The 19,139-nt window shown below is 66.4% G+C and carries 19 protein-coding genes; 1 reads left to right on the top strand and 18 read right to left on the bottom strand.

The window, feature by feature from the left end; translation table 11 throughout:
* Positions 1–196: 196 nt before the first annotated feature.
* Positions 197–1,696: an FAD-dependent monooxygenase gene (locus tag AC5RUQ_RS01480; RefSeq protein WP_493945636.1), complete on the top strand. Its 1,500-nt coding sequence runs from the start codon at positions 197–199 to the stop codon at positions 1,694–1,696.
* Between the two features lie 29 nt (positions 1,697–1,725).
* Here AC5RUQ_RS01480 and AC5RUQ_RS01485 read toward each other — a convergent pair whose 3' ends face one another.
* From AC5RUQ_RS01485 to AC5RUQ_RS01570, 18 genes are all read right to left on the bottom strand, one after another.
* Positions 1,726–2,451, bottom strand: coding sequence for an SDR family NAD(P)-dependent oxidoreductase (locus AC5RUQ_RS01485; RefSeq protein WP_493945637.1), 726 nt, complete (start codon positions 2,449–2,451; stop codon positions 1,726–1,728).
* 14 nt (positions 2,452–2,465) lie between these two features.
* The gene (locus tag AC5RUQ_RS01490) at positions 2,466–2,870 is read right to left on the bottom strand and encodes a VOC family protein (protein ID WP_493945638.1); all 405 of its coding nucleotides are present in this window, start codon (positions 2,868–2,870) and stop codon (positions 2,466–2,468) included.
* Positions 2,871–2,936: 66 nt separating this feature from the next.
* Positions 2,937–3,509: an MOSC domain-containing protein gene (locus AC5RUQ_RS01495; protein ID WP_493945639.1), complete on the bottom strand. Its 573-nt coding sequence runs from the start codon at positions 3,507–3,509 to the stop codon at positions 2,937–2,939.
* Between the two features lie 5 nt (positions 3,510–3,514).
* Positions 3,515–5,920, bottom strand: a complete 2,406-nt coding sequence (locus tag AC5RUQ_RS01500) for an ATP-binding cassette domain-containing protein (RefSeq protein ID WP_493945640.1) — start codon at positions 5,918–5,920, stop codon at positions 3,515–3,517.
* Between the two features lie 92 nt (positions 5,921–6,012).
* Entirely contained in the window at positions 6,013–6,432 is a 420-nt protein-coding gene (locus AC5RUQ_RS01505) for a VOC family protein (RefSeq protein ID WP_493945641.1), read from the bottom strand.
* Complete coding sequence (locus tag AC5RUQ_RS01510; RefSeq protein WP_493945642.1) at positions 6,429–6,878, bottom strand: helix-turn-helix transcriptional regulator; 450 nt, start codon at positions 6,876–6,878, stop codon at positions 6,429–6,431. The genes AC5RUQ_RS01505 and AC5RUQ_RS01510 overlap by 4 nt, the downstream gene beginning before the upstream one ends.
* A gap of 164 nt (positions 6,879–7,042) precedes the next feature.
* Positions 7,043–7,288 (bottom strand): hypothetical protein, encoded by a 246-nt coding sequence (locus tag AC5RUQ_RS01515; protein WP_493945643.1) that lies wholly within the window; start codon positions 7,286–7,288, stop codon positions 7,043–7,045.
* Between the two features lie 87 nt (positions 7,289–7,375).
* Positions 7,376–8,383 (bottom strand): 3-hydroxyacyl-CoA dehydrogenase family protein, encoded by a 1,008-nt coding sequence (locus AC5RUQ_RS01520; RefSeq protein WP_493945644.1) that lies wholly within the window; start codon positions 8,381–8,383, stop codon positions 7,376–7,378.
* A gap of 2 nt (positions 8,384–8,385) precedes the next feature.
* The gene (locus AC5RUQ_RS01525) at positions 8,386–8,874 is read right to left on the bottom strand and encodes a ribose-5-phosphate isomerase (RefSeq protein ID WP_493945645.1); all 489 of its coding nucleotides are present in this window, start codon (positions 8,872–8,874) and stop codon (positions 8,386–8,388) included.
* Positions 8,871–10,640 (bottom strand): dihydroxyacetone kinase family protein, encoded by a 1,770-nt coding sequence (locus AC5RUQ_RS01530; RefSeq protein ID WP_493945646.1) that lies wholly within the window; start codon positions 10,638–10,640, stop codon positions 8,871–8,873. The genes AC5RUQ_RS01525 and AC5RUQ_RS01530 overlap by 4 nt, the downstream gene beginning before the upstream one ends.
* Before the next feature lie 54 nt (positions 10,641–10,694).
* Positions 10,695–11,696, bottom strand: a complete 1,002-nt coding sequence (locus AC5RUQ_RS01535) for a sugar phosphate isomerase/epimerase family protein (protein ID WP_493945647.1) — start codon at positions 11,694–11,696, stop codon at positions 10,695–10,697.
* A 2-nt stretch (positions 11,697–11,698) separates the two neighbouring features.
* Positions 11,699–12,826: a Gfo/Idh/MocA family protein gene (locus AC5RUQ_RS01540; protein WP_493945648.1), complete on the bottom strand. Its 1,128-nt coding sequence runs from the start codon at positions 12,824–12,826 to the stop codon at positions 11,699–11,701.
* Positions 12,811–13,509: a ThuA domain-containing protein gene (locus AC5RUQ_RS01545; protein WP_493945649.1), complete on the bottom strand. Its 699-nt coding sequence runs from the start codon at positions 13,507–13,509 to the stop codon at positions 12,811–12,813. The genes AC5RUQ_RS01540 and AC5RUQ_RS01545 overlap by 16 nt, the downstream gene beginning before the upstream one ends.
* Positions 13,510–13,560: 51 nt before the next feature.
* Positions 13,561–14,565 carry a sugar phosphate isomerase/epimerase family protein gene (locus AC5RUQ_RS01550; RefSeq protein ID WP_493945650.1) on the bottom strand — a complete coding sequence of 335 codons (1,005 nt, stop codon included), beginning with the start codon at positions 14,563–14,565 and terminating at the stop codon, positions 13,561–13,563.
* Between the two features lie 28 nt (positions 14,566–14,593).
* Positions 14,594–15,784: a Gfo/Idh/MocA family protein gene (locus AC5RUQ_RS01555; protein WP_493945651.1), complete on the bottom strand. Its 1,191-nt coding sequence runs from the start codon at positions 15,782–15,784 to the stop codon at positions 14,594–14,596.
* A gap of 31 nt (positions 15,785–15,815) precedes the next feature.
* Positions 15,816–16,721 (bottom strand): carbohydrate ABC transporter permease, encoded by a 906-nt coding sequence (locus AC5RUQ_RS01560; protein WP_493945652.1) that lies wholly within the window; start codon positions 16,719–16,721, stop codon positions 15,816–15,818.
* A 1-nt stretch (position 16,722) separates the two neighbouring features.
* Positions 16,723–17,670 (bottom strand): carbohydrate ABC transporter permease, encoded by a 948-nt coding sequence (locus AC5RUQ_RS01565; RefSeq protein WP_493945653.1) that lies wholly within the window; start codon positions 17,668–17,670, stop codon positions 16,723–16,725.
* Positions 17,667–18,995 carry an extracellular solute-binding protein gene (locus AC5RUQ_RS01570; protein WP_493945654.1) on the bottom strand — a complete coding sequence of 443 codons (1,329 nt, stop codon included), beginning with the start codon at positions 18,993–18,995 and terminating at the stop codon, positions 17,667–17,669. Before AC5RUQ_RS01570 ends, AC5RUQ_RS01565 begins: the two co-directional genes overlap by 4 nt.
* Positions 18,996–19,139: the final 144 nt, after the last annotated feature.

Here is a 19,139-nt window from a genome sequence, read left to right on the forward strand (position 1 = left end):
GACCTATTCGGGTGCGTCGAACCGGCGCTCCAGGGGATGATGTGGACGGCCGCAACGGCAGGCGGGAAAGAGGCTGAAACGCGGCTTCCATTTCCAATGTATCCCCCGGGGTGGGGCTTGCGGCAAGGGCCGGGCCGGGCCGCATAATCGCAGCAGGCCGCTGGAGGGCCACAAGCGGGAGAACGGGGCAGGCGTAATGGGTGATCATGCGGTGGTGATCGTTGGCGGCGGCCCTACCGGGCTGATGCTGGCAGGGGAGTTGGCGCTGGCGGGAATTGACGCGGCCATCGTGGAGCGGCGTGCCACCCAGGACCTTGCGGGGGCCCGGGCAGGCGGCCTTCACGCCCGGACCATCGAAGTCCTGGATCAGCGCGGCATCGCCCACCGATTCCTCTCGGAGGGGCAGGTGGCGCAAGTGGCGGGGTTCGCAGGAACCCGTCTTGATATCAGTGACTTTCCGTCCCGTCACCCCTACGGCCTCGGGCTGTGGCAAAACCACATCGAACGCCTTCTGGCAGGCTGGGTGGAGGAGTTGGGGGTAAAGGTCTACCGCGGACGCGAGGTGACGGCACTGGAGCAGGACGTCGACGGCGTCGACATCCTCTTCCCGGACGGCCGGAAGCTGCGTGCGGGGTACGTTGCCGGGTGCGACGGCGGCCGGAGCCTGGTCCGCAAGGCGGCAGGTATAGATTTCCCCGGCTGGGATCCCACCACCAGCGCCCTGATCGCAGAGGTGGAGATGACGGTGGAGCCGGAGTTCGGCATCCACCAGAATCCCTTTGGCATCCATTCGTTTGGCCGGCGGGAGTACGAAATCCGGGACGGCCAGGTGGTCTATGCAGACAGCGGCCCGGTGGGGGTCATGGTGACGGAAGAGCACGTGGGGCCCGCCACTGAACCTACCCTGGGCGATCTCAGCGGGGCGCTCATTGCTGCCTGCGGCACCGATTACGGCGCTCACAGCCCCACCTGGATCTCCAGGTTCACGGACACCACCCGCCAGGCGGCCGCCTACCGCAAAGGGCGCGTCCTGCTGGCCGGTGACGCTGCGCACGTGCATGCCCCCGACGGCGGGCAGGGCCTGAACCTCGGGGTGCAGGACGCGGTGAACCTGGGCTGGAAGCTGGGGCAGGTGGTCAACGGAACGGCGCCGGAAAGCCTTCTGGACACCTACCACGCCGAGCGTCACCCCGTTGCCGCCCGCGTGCTGCGCAACACCATGGCGCAGACAGCGCTGCGCCGCGCGGATCCCCGGATCAAGGCCGCGGGCGAGGTGGTTTCCGAGCTCCTCAGCATGGAGGAGCCGCGCAAGCGGTTCGCCGGGATGCAGTCCGGGCTGGACATCCGCTACGACTTTGGCGAGGGGCACCCGCTGCTCGGGCGGCGGGTGCCCGACGTCGACCTTGTCACCCAGGGCGGCCCGCTGCCGGTCTATGAGCTGCTGCATGAGGCACGGCCTGTCCTGCTGAATTTCGGGAGGCCCGGGAGCTTGGACAGCATTCCCCGGCCGGACCGGGTTCAGCTGGTGGACGCCGAGTACCGCGGATCCTGGGACCTGCCGGTACTGGGGAAGGTCGCCGCGCCTGCCGCTGTCCTGGTCCGGCCCGACGGGTATGTGGCCTGGGCGGGGGACGGAACTTCGCTGGGCCTCAAGGAAGCGCTGGCCGCCTGGTTCGGACCGGCGGCCGCGGCCTAGGGGCAGGCACCTCGGATGCGGGAAGAGCGCTAGGCCAGGTGCTCGCCGGTGGCGTGCGCGAGGTGGTTTAGAAGACCGTTTTGGAACCGCTCGTCGTGGACGGCCGGGTGTGCTTTCTGCCGGTGCTGGTGGTACCAGTAGCCGCCGCTGGTGGTTGCCTCCGGGTCGTCGCTGGTGGCGAGCCACTCCTGCGTGCGGTGGCCGAGACGGAGGTCGTCCGGAGCGCCGCGCCCGCCCATCCTGGTGGGCACCCAACCGGGGTCGACGGCATTGCTGAGGACGCCGGGCCACAAACGGGCGACGGCGGCGGCCAGGGCGGTGACGTAGAGCTTGCTGTCCGAGTAGGTCACCTCGTGAGCGCTCGGGTGGATGCTGTCGAGGTGGGGCCGGCCGCCGCGGTGCATGCCGCTGCTGAGGTAGATCAGCCGCCGTGGGTGGGGGATCAGCACCGTGAGGAGGTAGGGTGCCACAACGTTGACCTGGAAGATGTGCGGGCCGTGGAGCACACCGGCGTTGTGGACCACGGCGTCGACCGGACCAATCTCGTTTACCTGGCGGGACACGTCGCGCGTCTGCTCCACGTCGGACAGGTCCCCCACCACGCCTGCCGCGCCGCGGTCAAGCAGGTCCTGCACGGCGTCCAGGCGGCCCGCGTTTCGAACATGCACGATGACCTGGTGGCCCTCATCCATAAGGGACTGTGCTGTGGCACGTCCCAGCCCGTCGGCCGAGCCCGTGACGAAGATGCGCGCCATTGTTCTTTCCGGTGCTACGCGGGCTGCCCGTCTCGATGCGTTTCCCTGACGGCGGCGGGTATGGCGCCCTGGAGAACCCAGCGATTGCCGTCCGGGTCGGCAAAGTAGGCAAACTGCACGCCACCCAGGTCCTGGACGTCACTGATGTCGGCGCCCCGGCCGACGAGTTCGGCGCGCGTGGCGCCCATGTCCGGTACTACAAGCTGCAGCCCCTCAAGGCTGCCTGGTGCCATGCTGGTCATTCCAGTGCCGATGACGATCGAAGCAGCCGAACCCGGCGGCGTCAGCTGGACCACCCGCATTCCGGGGATGTGCTCCACATCGTGATCCAGGACGAAGCCCAGCTTCTCCGTGTAGAAGGTTTTGGACCTGTCCACATCCGCTACAGGTACCTGGACAACTTCTAGGCGCATCTCCATCCGCCCACAGTACCCCCAGCATCGCCAACGGGCAGCCGGAATGCGGGCTGCGCTGCCGGCAAATTCCTACGGCAACCGGCTTGGCCGCAACAGGCTCGGCACATCCGCCTGCGCAGGATCAAGCGGCACGGGGCTGGCCAGCACTGCCCGGCCGCGGTGAAGCGTGCCGCTGGAAAGTGCCCGGCAGCGGATGCCGCCCCGGCCCCGCATGGCCGCGTGCCCGCCCGGCGCGAGCACCTCGTTCATCCAGGCGCAGGGGTGGGCCGGGCGCCCGCCGTGGAAGTGGACCGTGGAACCGCCGGATTCGAGCGCGAAGTCGTGACCCAGCAGGGGAGCCAGGTGCGCTCCCCGGAGGATCACGTTCCGCCGCGTCGCCAGCGGATTAAACGGCCCGGCACCAAGTTCCGCGGCCATGGCTTCGAGGGACTCCACGGCGAACAGGGTCACCGCAGCGTCCATGTGCGCCGCTTTGCCGAAAAAGCGGTCACCCACAATGCCCTTGCCGGCCACCACATCGGCGGAGTCGGCATCAGTAGTTGGCACGTCCGCCGCGCCGTCCTTAGCCCGACCAAAATAGGCGTGCGCAGGCGAGACCAGCAGGTGCAGGATCTCGACGTCGTACCTATAGGTCTCTGCCATGCCGCTTATCCACCGACGTAGGCCGCGAGGTGCTTGCCGGTGAGGGTGGAGGCGCCGGCCACAAGGTCAGCGGGCGTGCCCTCGAAAACGATCCGGCCGCCGTCGTGCCCTGCTCCCGGCCCAAGGTCAATGATCCAGTCGGCATGCGCCATCACGGCCTGGTGGTGCTCAATAACAATCACGGACTTGCCCGAATCAACCAGCCGGTCCAGCAGGCCCAGCAGGTTCTCCACATCCGCCAGGTGCAGGCCGGTGGTGGGTTCGTCGAGGACGTACACGTCGCCCTTTTCGGCCATCTGGGTGGCGAGCTTGAGGCGCTGGCGCTCGCCGCCGGAGAGCGTGGTAAGCGGCTGGCCGAGGCTGAGGTAGCCCAAGCCGACGTCTTCGAGCCGCGCAAGGATGGTCCGTGCGGCCGGGGTCTTGGCATCGCCCTCGGCGAAGAAGGCGGCGGCCTCCGTCACGGACATCGCCAGCACGTCCGCGATGTTCTGGCCTCCCAGCGTGTATTCGAGCACCGAAGCCTGGAAGCGGCGGCCCTCGCAGTCCTCGCACGGGGACTCCACGGTGGCCATCACGCCCAGCTCGGTGAAGATGACACCGGCACCGTTGCACGTGGGGCAGGCACCCTCCGAGTTCGAACTGAACAGCGCCGGCTTCACGCCGTTGGCCTTCGCGAACGCCTTGCGGATAGGCTCCAGCAGGCCCGTGTAGGTGGCCGGGTTGCTGCGCCGCGAACCGCGGATGGCACCCTGGTCGATCACCACCACGCCGTCACGCTTCGCAACGGAACCGTGGATGAGGGAGCTCTTGCCCGAGCCGGCCACCCCGGTGACCACCGTCAGGACGCCCAGGGGGATGTCGACGTCGACACCCTGCAGGTTGTGAGTCGACGCGCCGCGGACTTCCATCGCGCCGGAGGCCTTCCGGACGGCATCCTTTAGTGCTGCCCGGTCTTCCAGGTGCCGGCCGGTGATGGTGTCGCTGCTCCGCAGGCCCTCGACGGTGCCCTCGAAGCAGACCGTTCCGCCTTTGGTGCCGGCCCCTGGACCAAGATCGACGACGTGGTCGGCGATGGCAATCGTCTCGGGCTTGTGCTCCACCACGAGCACGGTGTTGCCCTTGTCCCGCAGTTGGAGCAGCAACTGGTTCATCCGCTCGATATCGTGCGGGTGGAGCCCGATGGTGGGTTCATCAAAGACGTACGTGACGTCGGTAAGCGAGGACCCGAGGTGCCGGATCATCTTGGTGCGCTGGGCCTCGCCGCCGGACAGCGTGCCGGCCGGCCGGTCGAGGCTAAGGTAGCCCAGCCCGATGTCGGAAAACGAGTCGAGCAGGTGCTGGAGGCCCTTGAGCAGGGGAGCCACCGAGGGGTCCTTGAGGTCGCGCACCCACCCGGCGAGGTCGCTGATCTGCATCTGGCACAGCTCGGCGATGTTCTTGCCGTTGATCTTCGAGGACAGAGCCTGCCGGGTCAGCCGGGTCCCTTCGCAGTCCGGGCAGGTCTGGAACGTCACGGCCCGCTCCACGAACCGGCGCACATGCGGCTGCATCGCCTCCGGGTCCTTGGACAGCATCGACTTCTGGATCTTGGGGATGATGCCCTCGAAGGTCAGGTTGACCCCCTCCACCTTGATCTTGGTGGGCTCGGCGTACAGCATCGTGTCCAGCTGCTTCTTCGTGAATTTGGCGATCGGTTTGTCCATCGGCAGGCCCATGCCTTCGAACAGTCGCCCGTACCAGCCGTCCATGGAGTAGCCCGGGACAATCAGCGCGCCGTCATTAAGGGACTTGTCGTCGTCGTACAGCGCTGTGCGGTCAATGTCGCTGACTGCACCCATGCCCTCGCACCGGGGGCACATGCCGCCAAGGTAGACCGCCTGCTGGACCACGGCTTTCTCCACCCGGCCGTCGCTCTTCTCCGTGGACATCACGCCGCTGGCCTTGCGGGTGGGCACGTTGAAGGAGTACGCCGTGGGCGGGCCCACGTATGGGGTGCCGAGCCGGCTGAAGAGGATCCGCAGCATGGCGTTCGCGTCGGTGGCGGTGCCAACGGTGGAGCGGGGGTTGGCGCCCATCCGCTCCTGGTCCACGATGATCGCCGTCGTCAGGCCTTCCAGGAAGTCCACCTCGGGCCGGGCCAGCGAGGGCATAAAGCCCTGGACGAACGCACTGTAGGTCTCATTGATCATCCGTTGCGACTCTGCAGCGATGGTGGCGAACACCAGGGAGCTCTTGCCGGAGCCGGACACACCCGTGAAGACTGTCAGCCGGCGCTTGGGCAGCTCAACGCTGACGTCCTTGAGGTTGTTTTCCCGCGCCCCCTGGACGCGGATCAGGTCGTGGGTGTCGGCGACGTGCAGCCCGTTAGTCCGGGGGTCGGTGTTCGTGTCGGTACTGGTGTCCGTGCTCATCGGGTCTCCATCTGCTGGGCTGCGATTGTTCGTTTCGGGGGGAGCCTGCGTTTGCAGCCTCCCCCGGCGCCGCTGGTTCCAATCCTCCCAGCTCAGGGCTGCTGGTTGATTCGGACGGTGTTGCCGGCCGGGTCGCGGAAGGCGCAGTCGCGAATTCCGTAGGGCTGGTCGACGGGTTCCTGTACGACGTCGGCCCCGGTCGCCTCCACTTTCGCGAACGCGGCGTCCACGTCCGGAGCGGACAGGATGACTGTTGCGAAGGTGCCCTTCGCCATCATTTCCGCGATGGTGCGGCGTTCGTCGTCGGTGATTCCGGGGTCCACGGCCGGCGGGTGCAAGACGATGGAGACGTCGGGCTGGCCGGCCGGGCCCACCGTAATCCAGCGCATGGTGCCGTGGCCTACGTCGTTGCGGACCTCGAAGCCGAGGGCGTCGCGGTAGAACGCCAAAGAGGCGTCGGGATCGGTGTGCGGAAGGAAACTTGAGCTGATGGTGATGTCCATGGCAGTCATGCTAGTTGCGGCTCCGGCGCGGGCGCTTCTCGATTCCTGACCGGTCTGGTGACCTGTTTTGCCACGCACGCCGGGATGCCCGCCGTGGATACCGCTGCCTCCTGTTTAAAGATGCTTGGAGGCATCCCCACCAGCTCGGTGAAGCGCGTGCTGAAGGTGCCCAGGGAGGAGCAACCGACGGCGAAGCACACCTCCGTGACGGGAAGGTCGCCGCGGCGCAGGAGCGCCATGGCGCGCTCGATGCGGCGGGTCATGAGGTAGCTGTAGGGCGATTCCTGGTAGGCGAGCCTGAACCTGCGGCTGAGATGCCCGGCTGACATGTGGACGCCCCGGGCGAGGGATTCGACGTCCAGCGGCTGTGCGTACTCCCGGTCGATGCGGTCCTTGACGCGGCGAAGGTCCCGGAGCTCGCGCAGGCGTGCATCGGAGAGGGGGCTGGTGGTCACCTTTCAGATGGTGCTACTTGGCAGGGAAGTTGTCCATAGGCGGCAGCCTGGGCGCCGGGCGTTAGAGCAGCTTCTGCGCAGAGTATGATTATCCCGCCGACCAACAAATAGGGTCCTCGCCCCCGCACGGGCTTGAGTAAACGCTTTGTCCGGCTAAGCCTGATTTATCCAGCAATGGCGTCCGGCAAAAGAATTTCCAAACCCACGCCTGGTTCCTTATTTCCGCCATCGCTCTTATCCGGATGCGTTCGACCGATCAGCCGCCGGCGGCGCCTGTTGAAGCGCCGCCGGTTCAGTTTCCGGGTGTTCCCGACACCACGGGGCAGATTGCGGTTGTTGAGGCCGTTACTGCTGCTGTCCACGGCGATGTCCCGGCACGTACGGCTGCCTGCCACGCCAGCCTGGGCCATGAAGGCTCCCTTCACTCCGTGCCCATGGCAGCCGGGGTACACGAAGGGCGCTAACCAGCCTTCCTGCCGCCGGCACCGCCGTGAGCTTTAGTGCCCGATGGGTGCCGGCCCCAGCTCATCAAGCAGCTTCTGCATGGCCACGTACGCCTTGTTGCGGTAGGCGATCAGCTCGGGGGTGCGCTCTGCGGGGACGTTGAGGAAACCGGCACCGGTCTTGGTGCCGAGCTTTCCGGCGTCCACCAGGTCGCTGAGGATTTTCGGGGTGGCAAATCGCTCCGGGAACTCCTTTTGCAGAGACTTGTAGCAGAAGTTGTACACGTCCAGCCCGGCCATGTCGGCAATGGCGAACGGCCCGAAGAACGGCAGCCGGAAGCCGAAGGTGGTGCGCACCAGGGTATCCACGTCGTCCGCGGTGGCAATGCCCTGCTCCACCAGCTGTGCTGCCTCGTGGAAGAGCGCGTACTGCAGGCGGTTGAGGACAAAGCCGGTGACATCCTTGACGACGGCGGTCTGTTTGCCGGCGGCGTGGACCAGCCCGCGGACGGAGCTGATGGTGGCTGCAGACGTGCCGGCGTGCGGGATGATCTCGACGCCAGGGATAAAGGGCGACGGGTTCGAAAAATGCACGCCCAGGAACCGTTCCGGGTTGCTGACTGGCCCGGACAGTTCGGCAATGGAGATGGTGGAGGTGTTGGAGCCGATGATGGCGTCAGGCGCGGCGGCGGCACTGATGCGCGCCAGCGTCTGGTGCTTGATGGCGATGACTTCGGGGACCGCTTCCTCGATGAAGTCCGCATCCGCGACGGCTTCCTCGATGTCCTTCGCGGCCCACAGGTTCTGCTTCAGAATCTCGGTGGAACCGGCAGGAAACAGTCCGTCGGCCACGAACTGGTCGGACTCAACCAGGAGCCGGTCGTAGTTTCCCTGGGCCACCTCGGCGGACACATCGGAAAGAGCCACGCGGGCACCTCCCAGCGCCAGGACCTGCGCGATCCCGCCGCCCATGTAGCCGGAGCCCACGATGGCGATCTTCCGGGCCCCGGGAGCGCCCGCGGCGCCACCGGTGCTGGTTGGGTGGGACGAATTTTCGGTCATGATCAGACTGCTTTCGTGGATTCGGGTTCGTAGGAGCAAATGGCGTCCACCTTCGCGGCGGAGGCCGAGGTTTCGTCAAACCGGTAGCCGAGCCATTCGCCCACCAGTTTCTTGGCCAGTTCCAGGCCGATGACGCGCTGGCCCATGGTGAGGACCTGTGCGTTGTTGCTCAGCACCGAGCGCTCCACCGAGTACCCGTCGTGGGCCGTGGCCGCCCGGATTCCCGGGACCTTGTTGGCCGCGATGGCCACGCCCAGTCCGGTGCCGCAGATCAGCAGGGCGCGGTCCGCCTCGCCCTGCGCCACCTTGCGGGCGGCGTCGACGGCGACGTGCGGGTAGGCGGTGGTGTCGCCGGCACCAACGCCCACGTCCAGAACGGATGCAACGCGGCTGTCAGCTTCGAGCATCGCCTTCAGTGCATCCTTGTACTCGACGCCGGCCTCGTCGTTCCCGATGACGATCCGCCATCCTGCCGGAGCGCCGGCGCTCATGCCTGAGCCCCATGTCCGGCCGCCAAAGCGGCCACCCTGGGAGAGGACAGGGGTGGTGAAGACTCGAAGTAATCAGATACCCGGGTTACGATCAGGGCAAAGGACACCGCTCCGGGATCCGGGTGGCCCAGGCTCTTGTCGGCCAGCGGCCGGGCCCTTCCCTTCAGCGGCCGCAGGGATGCGGTGGCGTCGGCCGCCTGCCGGGCGGCGGTCACTGCCGAGGCCAGCGCCCCGGTCACAGCCGTCCCGTTGTCGAACGCCGCCACGAAGGCGTCCCGGAAGGGAAGCAGCGAATCCACCATTGTCTTGTCGCCCACATCAGCCTTGCCCAGGGTAGTGACGGCGTCAGCGAAGGCGGTCACTGCGGCCGCTGCGTCCCCGCCGCTGTACGAGTCCTTGTTGCCGAGTGCGCGCCCGGCCGCCGCCACCGCGGATCCCCAGAGCGCCCCCGACGTGCCGCCGGCGCGCTCGCTCCAGGCTTCGCCCGCCGCGGTGAGGACGCGGTGAACCGAAAGTCCCGCGCCAACAGCTTCACCGGCCGCTGCCACCGCGGCGTCCACGCCCCGGCGCATGCCGACGCCGTGATCGCCGTCGCCGGCAATGGCATCCAGCCTGCCCAGTTCCTTTTCATGCCTGACCACGACGTCCCGCGCCTGAACGAGCACGGCGGCTGCCAGCCGGCCCAGCTCAGCTGCTGCCGCCGTCGTCTCTTCCATTTCAGCGGCCACGGCGTCTTCCGGTGCGGCCAGTTCCCGCTGTACCCGCGGTGCCAGGTTGCCCTTGCGGAACGCTGGGGTGTCGGCCGGAGCTGTCCAGTAGCGCTCCAGTTCGTCATCAAGCCACAGCAGCGTGAGCGAGAGGCCGGACATGTCCAGGCTGGTGACCAGCTCGCCGCATTCCGGCTCCACGATGGTCAGGCCGGCCGTGGTGAGGAGCTTCTCGATCTTGCCGAAGAGCAGGAACAGCTCCTCGTACTTCACCCGGCCCAGGCCGTTGAGGATGGCCACCACACGCTTCCCGGCAGCATCGGGCTTGTCATGGAGAAGCCGCGAGACCAGCAGCTCCGCAAGTTCTGAGGCGGTAGGCATGGGATGGTCGGAGATGCCCGGTTCACCGTGGATGCCCAAGCCGAGCGACATCTGTCCGTCGGGCACGTGGAACAGCGGCCCGGCAGCACCAGGCAGGGTACAACCGTCGAAGGCCACTCCGAGGGAGCGGGTGCGGTAGTTGGCGCGGACCGCGAGCCGTTCGACGGCGTCCAGGTCCAGTCCCGCCTCGGCCGCGGCGCCGGCAATCTTGAAGACAGTCAGGTCACCTGCAATCCCGCGGCGTTTTTCGATCTGGTCCAGCGGTGCGCTGGCGATGTCATCCGTGACCAGGACGGTGCGGGTCTCGATGCCTTCGGCGTTGAGCCGCTCCTGTGCCGCGCTGAAATGGATCACGTCCCCCGCGTAGTTGCCGTAGCTCAGCAGCACGCCGCCACCGGCGCTCACCGCCTTGGCCACACGGTACGCCTGCCCGGCGGATGGCGACGTGAAGATGTTGCCGCACACGGCACCTGCGGCCAGGCCGGGCCCCACCAGGCCGGCGAAGGCCGGGTAGTGGCCCGAGCCGCCGCCCACCACCACGGCCACCTGGCCGGCGGGGACTTCTGAGGACCGGACGATGCCGCCGTCCACCCGGGCGACGTATCCGCGGTTGGCCGCGACGAAGCCGTCCAGTGCCTCGTCCTCAAAGTCAGCCGGGTTATCAAAGATCTGGGTCATGGTTTCCTCGTTAGTCCTTGGGTGGGAAGGAGGTGCTTCCGGCAGGCGCCGCGCTTACACGCGGGCGAGTTCCGCCGTCGGCTGTTGCCGCCCCTGGGCCACCTGGCTCGTGCCGGGCGCGTAGCCGTCGGTCTTGGGGAGAACGTGGCGGCGAAGGTAGTCCTGGTTGCTGGCAGCAACGCTCAGCCCATCCCCGCCGTAGTGCTCGGTGCAGAGGATGCCCTGGAAACCGACGGACAGGGCCAGTTTGAAGGCCTCGCGGTAGTTGATGATGCCGCTTTCCATGGGAGCCGGCATGGTCACGTACATGCCGCGGGCCGCGTCCTCGTCCCTGAAGTAGTTCTTCATATGCCAGAAGTTGGCGTACGGCAGGGTCTTCGCCACCAGCTCCCGCCAGTCCTCCACCGGGCGGTGCAGCCGGATCAGGTTGCCCAGGTCCGGGTTGAGGCCCACGTTGCGGAGCCCAATGTCATGGACAAGGCGCACCGATGAGTCCGCGGTGCCCAGATACGTGTCCTCGTACATTTCGAGCGAGAGCAGGACTCCAACTTCGGCGGCGTGCCGGCCCAGTTCGCGGAGGCGGGTGACGGCGTGGCCCCACGTCTCCTTGCTGCCCGCCGGGTCCTTGTGGCCTTCCACCGTCCAGAACCACAGCTGTTTCTGCTGCTCCGGCGTGATGGCCTGGTGGAGCCCGACGGAGACAACCTCGCAGCCCAGCTCCGCCGCCGCATCAATGGTCCGGTGGCTGTAGGCCAGGTTCTCTTCCCAGTTGTCTTCCTCAATGATGCTGCGGCGGATGGCGGAAATGGCCGGGATGCCGATGCCTACTTCCCCTGCCGTCTGCTTGAACTCGGCCAGGCGGCTCCGGTTGAGATCACCTGGACGAAGCCAGCTGTCCGTCAGGTCTGCGTTCGCGAACCCGGCGTCCTTAACCTCCGTCAGCGCCGCGGCCCACGCTGAGGAATCAGCGTCGTTGATATGCGTTCCCTCGGCGTTGGTGCCCGGGAACGGCAGCATGGCCGCGGCGATGGGCCAGTTTTCGGCGGTGTAGGCCATGGCTAAGAAGCCGCTTCCTGGGCATGGAGCGCGTCCACACGCTCGGTCAGGACGGTCAGTTCGACGCTCGCCGGCCGCTCAACGGTGCTGCGGATCGCTACTGCCGCGCCGCTGTGGGCTGATTCGAGGACCGATTCCATGACTTCGAGGGCGTGGTAGGCCAGGGCCCCGCCTGCCCGGGGTTCGGCGCCCGCAGGGGTGGACGCCAGGTCGGCGATGCCGAAGCCGCGTCCGGCGTCAACGTAGCCTGCGGATACGGGGAGGGTTTCCCAGTCCTCGGCCCCAAGGGAAAACAGCTGGACGTCGCCGTCGAAGTGGTTCGGGTCGGGGACCACCAGCGACCCCCGTTCGCCGTGGATCTCGATGTTGGGCGATTTGGACTTCACGGCGTCGAAGCTCATGAACAGGGTGGAGAGCGCACCGGAGGCGTGCACCAGGACACCGGTGACATGGGAATCGATGTTAACGGGGACCTTCTCGCCCTGCCGGGGCCCGGAGCCGATGGTGCGGTCGTTGCGGGTGTGGCTTGCGGCGCCGATGACCGAGACGACGGGACCCAGCAGGGTGACCAGGGCGGTCACGTAGTACGGGCCCATGTCCAGGAGGGGGCCGCCGCCGGGCTGGTAGTAGAAGTCCGGGTTCGGGTGCCACCGCTCATGGCCCGGCGTCACCATCGTGGCGCTCGCCGAGATGGGTGCGCCGATAAGTCCGTCATCGATCGCCTTGCGCGCGGTCTGGATGCCTGTCCCCAGAACGGTGTCCGGGGCACAGCCGACGGCGACGCCCGCCTCGCGTGCCGCGTCCAGCACCTGGCGTGCTTCGGCAGTGGTGGCGGCCAGCGGCTTCTCGCCGTAGACGCTCTTGCCGGCGGCGATGGCCTTCAGCGCCACCTCGGCGTGCGCGGCGGGGATGGTCAGGTTCAGGACCAGTTCGACGTCGTCCGCGGCGAGGAGTTCCTCGACGGAGATGGCGCGGACGCCTTCGTATTGCTCCGCCACCGCCTGGGCGCGCGCCGGGTCCAGGTCCGCCACGGCCACCAGGTCGATCTGTCCGAGTTTGCGGAAGTTCGCCAGGTACTGCGCGATGATGGCTCCGCAGCCAATAATTCCGACTTTCAACGGCTTGCCCACAGCAGGCCCCTTTCGATGATGGTGCGGACGTTGGTGTCCTGGAGGATGTCGACCCGGTGGCCGGGGGTGGCAACGAAAATGCGGCCTTTGCCCCACTGGCGCGTCCAGATGGCCGGGGAGGTGACTTCGCGGTTCCACGGGTCCCACTCGCGGACCTGCTGGGTGGTGGTGGCAAGGACGTCGATGTAGTCGTCGGAGAGCACCCAGTACTGCTCGGTGACCAGGTCGAAGTCGGAGATGCCCTGGGTGATGGGGTGCTCCGCGGCCGCCGGACGCATGGTGACGGTGTAGGGAACGTAGTTGTCCGACTGCTCGCCGACGCACTCGTCCGGGTGCTTGCCGGGGTGGCACGCGAACTGGCCGCCGATCAGGTGCAGGTAGTCCGAGTTGTTGCGGTACGAATCGGCGATACCGCCGTGCCAGCCAGCCAGGCCGGTGCCGTTTTCGACGGCGGTCCGCAGTCCGGCGAACTCGTCCTTTTCGATGGTGGTCATGGTCATGCACTGCATGATCAGGTCCACGCCTGCCATGTATTCGGCGTCGGCATAGACCTTGGGGGATTCCTCGACGCGGACGTCGTAGCCGTTGTCCTTGAGGTAGGGGATGAAGAGTTCCGTGGCCTCGTACGGCTGGTGGCCGTCCCAGCCGCCGCGGACCACCAGGGCGTTCTTGCGTTCTGTCATGTCGGGGTTTCCTTTTGGTTGGCTGCCGGCCGGGGGGCCGGAAAGTATGTGTCAGCGGCTGGCGAAGGCTGCGTCGAAGGCGGCAGCCGGCGGGGCGATCCGGGCGAGTTCCTGGACCATCGCCAGTGCCTGCGGTGCGCCGACGAGCCGGTCCATGCCGGCGTCCTCCCACTCGATGCTGGTGGGCCCGGTGTAGCCGATGGCGTTCAGGGCGCGGAAGATCCGGTTCCACTGGACGTCCCCGTGCCCGGCTGTGACGAAGTCCCAGCCGCGCCGCGGGTCTGCCCAGGCCAGGTGGGAGCCGAGGCGGCCGTTGCGGCCGTCAAGCTGCCGGACCGATTCCTTGACGTGCACGTGGAGGATGTGTTCTGCGAAGTCCTGCAGGAACATCACCGGGTCCAGGTCCTGCCAGATGAAGTGGGACGGGTCGAAGTTCAGCCCGAAGCTCTTGCGGTGGCCGATGGCCTCCAGGGTGCGCTTGGCGGTCCAGTAGTCGTAGGCGATTTCGGACGGGTGGACTTCCAGCGCGAAACGGACGCCCACCTCGTCGAAGACATCCAGGATGGGGTTCCAGCGGTCCGCGAAGTCCTGGTAGCCGGCGTCGATCATTGCCTCGGAGGCGGGCGGGAACATGGCCACCGCCTTCCAGATGGAGGATCCGGTGAACCCCGTCACTGTCTTGACGCCCAGGCGCGCGGCGGCCCGGGCTGTGTCCTTCATGGACTCCGCGGCCCGGCGGCGCACGCCTTCCGCTTCGCCGTCGCCCCAGATTTCCGCGGACAGGATGCCCTGGTGACGTTCATCGATGGGGTCATCACACACAGCCTGGCCGGTAAGGTGGTTGGCGATGGCGAAGACCTTCAGGTGGTTCTTTTCCAGGATGTCCAGCCGGCCCTGGAGGTAGTTGTCGTCCTCCGCCGCCCGGCGGGGGTCCAGGTGGTCGCCCCAGCAGGCGATCTCGAGCCCGTCGAAGCCCCACTCGCCGGCAAGCCGGGCCACCTCCTCGAACGGCAGGTCGGCCCACTGGCCGGTAAAAAGCGTGATTGGTCGTGTCATGGGGGTTCCTTCTCCTGTGCTCACGTTCCTAGACCTTCTGCCAATGGCTGGAGTTGGCGGCGCTGGCCTCGACGGCGGCCAGGACCCGCTGGACCTGCAGGGCGTCCGCGAAGGACGGTTCCGGCTGGCGGCCCTCACCGATTGCGGTGACCAGGTCCACCACCTGGTGGGTAAATCCGTGCTCGTAGCCCAGGCCGTGGCCGGTGGGCCACCAGTTGCCGACGTACGGGTGCTCGGGTTCGGTGACGAAGATTTTCCGGAAGCCTGCGTCCGGAGACTCTGCCGCGTCGTAGAAGGACAGGACGTTCATGTCCTCGAAATCGAAGGCAAGGGAGCCCTTGGTGCCGTTCAACTCCAGGCGCATCGCGTTCTTCCGGCCCAGCGCATACCGCGTGGCTTCAAAGACGCCGATCGCACCCGCGGAAGCGCCGCCGTCGAACTTTGCGCTGAAGATGGCGGCGTCATCCACGGTGACTTTCCCGCGGGGCGCATCGCCGCTGAGGTCGCCGTGGCCGCCCAGGCCCACGAGGTCCCCGGCCAGCGGGCGTTCCGGGACAAACGTTTCAAGCAGCGCCGAAACGCCGGTGATGCTCTGGCCGGCCACCCACTGGGCGGCGTCGATGCTGTGCGCACCGATGTCGCCGAGGGACCCGGACCCGGACTTGCTCTTGTCCAGCCGCCAGGTCATGGGGGCGTTGGCGTCGGAGAGCCAGTCCTGCAGGTACTGCGCCCGGATGTGGCGGATCTCGCCCAGCCTGCCCTGCTCCACGAACCGTTTGGCCAGCGCCAGCGCCGGGGTGCGGCGGTAGCTGAAGCCGCACATCGACATGACTCCCTGCTTGGCGGCGGTCTCGGCGGCGAGGGTCATCCGCTCGGCTTCCTCCACGGAGTTCGCCAGCGGCTTCTCGCACAGGACGTGCTTGCCGGCCTCGAGGGCTGCGATGGCGATCTCGGCGTGGGTATCGCCGGGTGTGCAGATGTCGATCAGGTCGATGTCGTCGCGCTCGATCAGGCGGCGCCAGTCCGTCTCCACCGAGTCCCAGCCCAGCTTGTCGGCGGCCGCCCTGGCGGCATCGGCGTTCCGGCCGGCGACGGCGGTCAGCCGGGGCTGCAGCGGCAGGTCGAAAAACCGTGGTGCGGTGCGCCAGGCGTGGGAGTGTGCTGCGCCCATGAAGGCGTAACCCACCATGCCGACGCGAAGGGGCTGTGCGGGGGTCATGGGTCTGTCCTTTCGTGAAAGTTCCTGGGTGTTACTTGCTGAAGCCGGCGGTGAGGCCGCTGAGCAGCTGCCGGCGGCCCACGACGTAGAGCACCAGGATGGGCAGGGTGCTGAGCACCACCGAGGCAAGCACGGCCGGGATGTTGACGCTGTATTCGCCCTGGAAGCTCCACAACGCCAGGGGAAGGACGCGCAGGCCCGGGCTCTGGGTGAGGACCAGCGGAAGCAGGAAGCCGTTCCAGACGTGCAGGCCGTTGTAGATGGCGACTGTTACGATCGCGGGGCGGGTCAGCGGCAGGGCAAGCCGCCACATGGTCTGCCATTCGCTGCAGCCGTCCAGCCGCATCGACTCGAAGAGTTCGTTTGGAACGTCGCGGATGAAGTTGGACAGGATCAGCACGGTCAGCGGGATGGCAAAGGCGATGGAGGGAAGCATGAGTGCCAGCAGGCTGTCGTAGAGGTTCAGCCGGATGATCATCAGGTAGATCGGGATGATCGTTGCCTGCAGCGGGATGGCCAGTCCCATCAGGAACACGCCGTTGACCAGCTTCAGGAACCTGCCCTTGCCCCGGACAATCGCGAACGCGGCCATGAAGGAGACCAATACCGTCGGAATGACGGCACCCAGCGTGACGATGGCGCTGTTCATGAAGTATTTCGCGAAGTCAGCCTCGAGGACCAGCTGGTAGTTTTCCAGCGTTGGGGAGGTGGGAAGCGCCAGCGGATTCTGGCCGAAGTACCCTTCCTGGGTCTTCAGGCTCGTGATGACCACGTAGTAGACCGGAATGATGATGATGGCCAGCCAGATCCAGCCGCCGAGGCCGGCCGAGATGTTCAGCCGCCTCATCCGGAAACCGAGCCCCCGCTGGACGGCGGCGGAGTTGGCCCGGGAACCGGTGGGAGTTTCCTCCGTGCTGCTTTTCAGGACGGTGCTCACCCTACATACCTTCCAATTGGCTGCCCTGCTTGTCCTTGCCTCCAAGGCGCTGGAGGAACAAGGCGAGTGCAAGGCCGATGAGTACGAGAATGACGGCGATGACGCTGGCCGGGCCCATGAGGTTGGCCCGGAAACCCCGCAGGTACATGTCCAGGGCAAGGATCCGTGTGGAGTTGCCCGGGCCGCCGCCGGTGAGGACGAAGATCAGGTCGAAGTACGTCAGGGACCCCACCACCATCAGGGTGGAGGAGGTGATGATGGTGTACTTCAGCTGGGGGAGGGTGATGTGGAAGAACTGCTTGATGGTTCCCGCCCCGTCGATTTCCGCTGCTTCGTAGAGTGACTTGGGAATTTGCCGCACCCCGCCCTGGTAAATGAGCGTGTGGAAGGGAACGAACTGCCAGGCGATCACAAAGATGACCAGCCCGAGGGCCAGGTGGGGGACACCCAGCCAGTCCTGGGCCAGGAAGGGCAGTCCCAGCCCGGTGGCCAGGCCGAAGTTCGGGTCCAGCAGGGCCTTGAAGGCGATGGCGACTGCTGCCGATGAGAGCAGCAGCGGCAGGAAGTACAGCACGGCCAGGGCAGCCCGGTACCGCTGGCTCCCCGCGGTGAAGACACCCAACAGGAGGCTGATGGGCGTCTGGACCAGCCAGGAAGCAATCATGATCAGGAAGGTCAGTCCCAGGGCGTTGTACAGCCCGGGGTCCGCGAGCACGGAAAACCAGTTGCCCAGCCCTGCCGACCCGATGGCACCGATGCCGTCCCAGCTGGCGAAGCTCAGGATGAGGACACCGGCCAGCGGCACCACGGCGAACACCAGGAAGAAGAACAGGGCAGGCAGTGTCAGCCAGGCGAGGGCGGCGTTGCGCTGTCCGCTATGGCCCGGGTCGCCCTTGGAGCGGGCGGCCCGGGCAACGGGCTTACGGGCGGTGGAGACGGCGTTACTCATTTTCCGAGCGTGGCATTCATGTTCTCAGCGAACTGCTGCGGGGTGATCGACTTGAGGAACAGCTGGTCGATATTGTTCAGCAGGGCTTCGGCAGCCGTGGGGCTCAGGGCCTGGTCCCAGGACTGCTGGAAATTCGGAGCGTTCTTGGCCAGATCGTAGACGAAGTTGAGGAAGTCCTTGTCAGGGGACGTGTTCAGCTTGTCCTCGATGCCGTTGACGATGGGGACGGAGCCGGAATTGATGTAGGTATCGATGACGGTCTCGGTCAGGATGCCTTCCTTGAAGAACTTCTTCGCCGTCTCCTTTTCCGCGTCGGTGGCCTTGGACGAGATCGACATGTACTGGGCGGGGTTGCCCACGCCGTTCTTCGGGTCGCCCTTGCCGCCGGCTACAGTCGGGAACTGAACGAAGCCGAGCTTTCCGTCCTGGACGAAGTTCTGTCCATTCTTCTTCATGGCTCCGTAGGTCCAGGAACCATGCAGCATCATGGCGGCCTTGCCCGTGAACAGAAGCGCCTGGTCGGCATTGGAGTCTGCGGCGATGGAGGAGAAGCCCTTGATGAAGCCGTCCGCGGAGACGAGCTCCTGGATCTTGGTGCCGGTCTCGATGACGGCTGGATCCATCCAGGAATTGGGTTTGCCCTCGAAAATGGCCTTGAAGACCTCCGCGCCGCCAATCCGGTCAAGCAGGTATTCAAGCCACATCATGGAGGTCCAGCGGGACTGTCCGCCGAGGGAGAAGGGTGCCACACCCATGTCATTGAAGGTCTTCACCAGGGACATGACATCCTCCCAGGTCTTGGGTGGCTGGACGCCGGCCTTTTCGAACAGTTCCTTGTTGTAAAACAGGACGATCGGCGCAACGTACTGGTTGGGCACCGCGTAAATCTTTCCGTTGACGGTGGCTGCACCGAAGGACGCCGGGAAGAACTTGTCCTTCAGGTCCGGGTTCTCGTCAAACCAGCCGGTCAGGTCGTCCACCTGTCCGGCTTCGGCGTAGGTCTTCAGGGTGCCGCCGCCCCAGCCATAGATGATGGTGGGCGCCTGGCCGGCGCCGATGGCCGTCTTGATCTTGGTCTTGTAGGCGTCGTTCTGGAAGTAGGTCACGGCGATCTTGTTGTCCGGGTTCGCGGAGGCAAACGCGTCCACGGCCTTCTGCATGGTGGTCTCGTTGGGTTGGCCGGAGAGGTACCACATGCTGGCGCCCCCGCCTGCGCTGGAGGTGCCCGGTCCCGACGTCCCACAGGCAGTCGCCATCATGGCGGCGAAGGGAGTCAGGGCAGCAAGGGCGAGGAAAGAGCGGCGGGAGGTCTGGGGTTGCTTCATTGCTTCTCCATCTGAAATTGCTTCGTTGCAAAGGTCGGGGCCGTGAACGCAGCATCGCGTTTCGAAATATTTCGAATCCGTGATTTAGGTCACGGTCTAAACTAAAGGTGCGGAGTGGTAGAGGTCAATAGGGGCCCAAGACTT

The sequence above is a fragment of the Arthrobacter sp. MDT2-3 genome (assembly GCF_059090465.1).

Coding starts and splice junctions, on each gene's coding strand:
- AC5RUQ_RS01480 (WP_493945636.1), top strand. CDS start 197: ATGGGTGATCATGCGGTGGTGATCGTTGGCGGCGGCCCTACCGGGCTG.
- AC5RUQ_RS01485 (WP_493945637.1), bottom strand. CDS start 2,451: ATGGCGCGCATCTTCGTCACGGGCTCGGCCGACGGGCTGGGACGTGCC.
- AC5RUQ_RS01490 (WP_493945638.1), bottom strand. CDS start 2,870: ATGGAGATGCGCCTAGAAGTTGTCCAGGTACCTGTAGCGGATGTGGAC.
- AC5RUQ_RS01495 (WP_493945639.1), bottom strand. CDS start 3,509: ATGGCAGAGACCTATAGGTACGACGTCGAGATCCTGCACCTGCTGGTC.
- AC5RUQ_RS01500 (WP_493945640.1), bottom strand. CDS start 5,920: ATGAGCACGGACACCAGTACCGACACGAACACCGACCCCCGGACTAAC.
- AC5RUQ_RS01505 (WP_493945641.1), bottom strand. CDS start 6,432: ATGACTGCCATGGACATCACCATCAGCTCAAGTTTCCTTCCGCACACC.
- AC5RUQ_RS01515 (WP_493945643.1), bottom strand. CDS start 7,288: ATGGCCCAGGCTGGCGTGGCAGGCAGCCGTACGTGCCGGGACATCGCC.
- AC5RUQ_RS01520 (WP_493945644.1), bottom strand. CDS start 8,383: ATGACCGAAAATTCGTCCCACCCAACCAGCACCGGTGGCGCCGCGGGC.
- AC5RUQ_RS01525 (WP_493945645.1), bottom strand. CDS start 8,874: ATGAGCGCCGGCGCTCCGGCAGGATGGCGGATCGTCATCGGGAACGAC.
- AC5RUQ_RS01530 (WP_493945646.1), bottom strand. CDS start 10,640: ATGACCCAGATCTTTGATAACCCGGCTGACTTTGAGGACGAGGCACTG.
- AC5RUQ_RS01535 (WP_493945647.1), bottom strand. CDS start 11,696: ATGGCCTACACCGCCGAAAACTGGCCCATCGCCGCGGCCATGCTGCCG.
- AC5RUQ_RS01545 (WP_493945649.1), bottom strand. CDS start 13,509: ATGACAGAACGCAAGAACGCCCTGGTGGTCCGCGGCGGCTGGGACGGC.
- AC5RUQ_RS01550 (WP_493945650.1), bottom strand. CDS start 14,565: ATGACACGACCAATCACGCTTTTTACCGGCCAGTGGGCCGACCTGCCG.
- AC5RUQ_RS01555 (WP_493945651.1), bottom strand. CDS start 15,784: ATGACCCCCGCACAGCCCCTTCGCGTCGGCATGGTGGGTTACGCCTTC.
- AC5RUQ_RS01565 (WP_493945653.1), bottom strand. CDS start 17,670: ATGAGTAACGCCGTCTCCACCGCCCGTAAGCCCGTTGCCCGGGCCGCC.
- AC5RUQ_RS01570 (WP_493945654.1), bottom strand. CDS start 18,995: ATGAAGCAACCCCAGACCTCCCGCCGCTCTTTCCTCGCCCTTGCTGCC.